Origin of the sequence: Vibrio sp. 10N.247.310.24, from assembly GCF_041467175.1 — a bacterium.
In the GTDB taxonomy this organism is placed as follows: domain Bacteria; phylum Pseudomonadota; class Gammaproteobacteria; order Enterobacterales; family Vibrionaceae; genus Vibrio; species Vibrio tasmaniensis_A.
Genome location: NZ_JBFSUD010000159.1, coordinates 1 through 2,783 on the forward strand (window position 1 = coordinate 1; position 2,783 = coordinate 2,783).

The window sequence follows — 2,783 nt, forward strand, 5'->3', positions numbered from 1 at the left end:
CCGCCTTAGAGGCTAAGTAAGCAAACCAAATAGCAATGGCACTATCGCCGTGTCGCTTGTTTCCGTTCTCGCCTTTGGTTCGTGTTGAATCAATACTAGGAACGCCTGCTTTAATTTGGATTTGTCCCAAATCAGTAATCACGTCCTCATGCTTTGGAAGCAGTATTTCATCATCTTCAAACGCAGCTTTAAATGAAGGCATGTTCTCGCGGTAGTAACCCACAGAGAGCATTACCTCAACCACTTCTTCGCCGTACTTGTATCGGGCTTGTTCGGCTAGGTACTGGCCATTACCACGCGCATCAAGATAAATACCATCACGCCTTGGAAGTTGATCGCAGATAAAGTAAAGCGCTTGCTCTTGCTGCTTGAATGGCACATTGCCAAGTTCTAATAAGAAAGGCACGGTGCGCTTCACATCATTTTGAACGGCCATGGGTGCATAAACGGTTAAGTCACCAGAGCGTGCAAAATCCTCACCCAAGCAATGGCGCAGTTTAGGATCGAGTTTATCGAGCTCTGGCTGAACGTGTTCGTCTAACCACTCTTTCATCTCTGCTTCGCGTATGTGCTCTTTCGCTTCGTTAAACGCTTTAGAGCCAGTGAAGCTTAATACTGGGCCATCTAACCGCGCAGCACGTTCACGCAAACCACGGCTAATATAAGCACCACCGCCATTCTTCGGTACACACTGGTACTCTTCGAGTGCATCTTCTTCGGTGGCCGTGTCTTTGAGAAGGTTAGTCTTCCATTCGTCTTCTTTCTCTTGTGACCACTCTTGCTTAGTGACCTGACAAATTCGTTGATACAAACCTTCCAAGCAAGCATCGTCGAGCGTAACGGTATGGATCGAGTAACGCTTTTTCCCCGCACGGCTATCTTGGATAAGTTGATTGAATAAGTTGTCTATACCATTGTGGGTAGAAATAAGGCGAACTTTAGAACCCCACATAGTCAACGCGAGTGCGGCTTTTAGCACTTCGGCTAAGCGTTCATGGAATGCAGCCTCATCGATGATAACCGTGCCTTGCATACCACGCAGGTTAGAAGGATTACTCGATAACGCTTGAACCTTAAAGCCCGATTCAAAGTAAATGACGAAGGTCAGAATATCTTTGTCTTCATCATTGAGAATATCCTCTTGAACTTCGCCAGCTGCTTTATCGAATATCTTGGCCCACTGAGCAACGGCATCAATGAACTCTCGCGCCATTTCTTTGTTCGAGCCAACATAGAACACGTTATTGCCGCCTTCACCTTTGGCTGTGCCGGCACTAAGCGCAGAGTCAGCCGCTTCAGCAAACGTCAAACCAGTACGACGTGATTTCTCCGCAATCTTAAGCACAGAGTCATCGGCTATCCAACGTTTCTGATATCCAAGTAAAAGCTCATCCTTGTCGAACTTGACAAGGATGTTTTCAGTAATCGAATTGACGTTTGGTGATTCTGTCATTAGGCAATCCCTAGCAGCTCTGCTTTCAGCATCTTCACTGTGTCTGACGTTAAGCCAGCTTTCTTCGCTACCTGCTCGGCCTTCTCGACCATCTCTTCAGCAAAAGCTTTGCGTATTTCTTTTTCAACCTTATGGCTCACCATTGAGGCTTGCTCGATACGTTGAATAACCAAAGCGAGTTGAGCGAGTGCTTTTGGTGGAATCACTTCACCGTCTTCAGCTGCGCTTTCCATCATGGTCATAGATGTTTCAAAAGCCATGGTACGCACAAACTCTTGCAGCAGCTTACCCACATCAGAGGTGGGCGCTTCACCCAGTTTGGTTGTCCACACTTCTGCCACTTCGCGAGACTGACGAAGACGAGCCCCCATGTCTTCCATACGACGAGCATAACGATTGAGTGACGTGTAGCTTGGCTTAGCGTCCTTAGGTAAGCCTGCTTCATCAATCATTTCATGGATAGCACCAAGCACATCTTGCTGGGTCATATCGCCATTACGAAGCCAAAGGTTAAGTGCTTCTCGAATCTCTTGAGGCAGCAACTCTATCTTTGAGCGAATACGTTTCTTCTTGGTCATGGTGTTACCTCACTAAGCGCGTGGGCGCTTTACGCCTGGCACAATAGCTTGGCCTGTTGCCACATCTTCACCACGGCCTGTAAGTTTTGCGACTTGGCAATCTAATACAGTACGAATGCTAATTAGCCCCTGCTCTTCAAGCCAAGATAAATGCGTACGAACTGCATCACGGCTAATGTTGTGACCGTAAGCATCAAGGCAAGAATCAAGGATAGATTCATTCGCTTCATACCCTGTCATGTCATGAAGTGAACGCAAGATCACAAGACGCTGGTCTTCTTTTAATAACTCTTTAAAGCCCATAAGTACTCCGTTAAAAATTAAAACTGATATGAGAAAATAGCCATATCAAGGATTCTATTACGACCCAACCAAACACAGCGCTAAATAGGCAAGCTACAGCTATAAGCGCATACATCGACTTTCCTACTCCATACATAACAAATCCTATTTATCATCTTTTAAACGTTGTTCTAATAACAGTTGAGCGAGGTGTTCTACAGGCTGTATTTGTGCTCGTAGCTCTTTCATCTCACCGCGTGTGTTTGCCATTTCAAGCAATAGCTGCGTTACTTGTTGCTGAGTGGGTAGATTGTCAATCTGCGTTTGTAGTTCGTCCACTTTACGTCCTACCTTTTCTAGGTCTTCTCGCTTGGCGTACGTTTTAGAAAGCAAGGCAAGGACTAACATCCCCAACGTGCTCAACGCAGCCCATGCGATAGGCCAATAAGTTTTGATCCACAACTCCATTA

General features: G+C 46.1%; 4 protein-coding genes. All 4 read right to left on the reverse strand.

Annotation, left to right across the window (positions count from 1 at the left end):
* The coding region (locus tag AB6E08_RS22950; RefSeq protein WP_372160313.1) for a terminase large subunit domain-containing protein at positions 1–1,453 on the reverse strand (1,453 nt) is incomplete at its 3' end.
* Complete coding sequence (locus tag AB6E08_RS22955; protein WP_372160315.1) at positions 1,453–2,031, reverse strand: DUF3486 family protein; 579 nt, start codon at positions 2,029–2,031, stop codon at positions 1,453–1,455. The genes AB6E08_RS22955 and AB6E08_RS22950, both read right to left, overlap by 1 nt.
* 12 nt (positions 2,032–2,043) lie before the next feature.
* Positions 2,044–2,334, reverse strand: coding sequence for an ArsR family transcriptional regulator (locus tag AB6E08_RS22960; protein ID WP_372067666.1), 291 nt, complete (start codon positions 2,332–2,334; stop codon positions 2,044–2,046).
* 144 nt (positions 2,335–2,478) lie between these two features.
* Positions 2,479–2,781 carry a DUF2730 family protein gene (locus AB6E08_RS22965; protein WP_016076438.1) on the reverse strand — a complete coding sequence of 101 codons (303 nt, stop codon included), beginning with the start codon at positions 2,779–2,781 and terminating at the stop codon, positions 2,479–2,481.
* Positions 2,782–2,783: the final 2 nt, after the last annotated feature.

Excerpts from the sequence above, each read along its gene's own strand:
- AB6E08_RS22960 (WP_372067666.1), bottom strand. The coding sequence starts at position 2,334 with ATGGGCTTTAAAGAGTTATTAAAAGAAGACCAGCGTCTTGTGATCTTG.
- AB6E08_RS22965 (WP_016076438.1), bottom strand. The coding sequence starts at position 2,781 with ATGGAGTTGTGGATCAAAACTTATTGGCCTATCGCATGGGCTGCGTTG.
- AB6E08_RS22955 (WP_372160315.1), bottom strand. The coding sequence starts at position 2,031 with ATGACCAAGAAGAAACGTATTCGCTCAAAGATAGAGTTGCTGCCTCAA.